Here is a 390-nt window from a genome sequence, read left to right on the forward strand (position 1 = left end):
GGATCGTTGTCCGAGCCGACGACGACGGCCCCAGCTTCGGCGAGCCTGAGCAGAGCCGCGCGTCCCGCGGGCCCGCCCGCGCCGGCCACCGCGATCACCGCGCCTTCGAGCGCCCCGTTCCCCATGGTTCTCGCCTCCTGAGCAGTGTTGTGGACGAGATCGCTCACGCGGCGACCCGCTCGGCGCCGTCCGCCGTGATGCCCTTGGTCGAGGCGATCACGTTCTTCAGCTTCTTGGACAGGGCCTCATAGAACATGCTCAGCGGAAACTCGTCCGGAAGCACGTCATCGACGAGTTTCCGCGGCGGCAGCGACAGGTCCAGGGCCTCGGGGCCCTTGGCCCACTTGGAGCCGGGGTGCGGGGAGAGTTACCGGGAGACCAGCTCGTAGC

At 69.2% G+C, this 390-nt stretch carries 1 pseudogene; it reads right to left on the reverse strand.

Annotated features, from left to right (window positions below):
• Nucleotides 1–163 precede the first annotated feature (163 nt).
• Nucleotides 164–390 (reverse strand): annotated as a pseudogene (locus LPA54_RS41575) (DUF6421 family protein); the annotation flags it as partial.

This window comes from Streptomyces sp. DH12 (assembly GCF_020873895.1).
Lineage (GTDB): Bacteria > Actinomycetota > Actinomycetes > Streptomycetales > Streptomycetaceae > Streptomyces.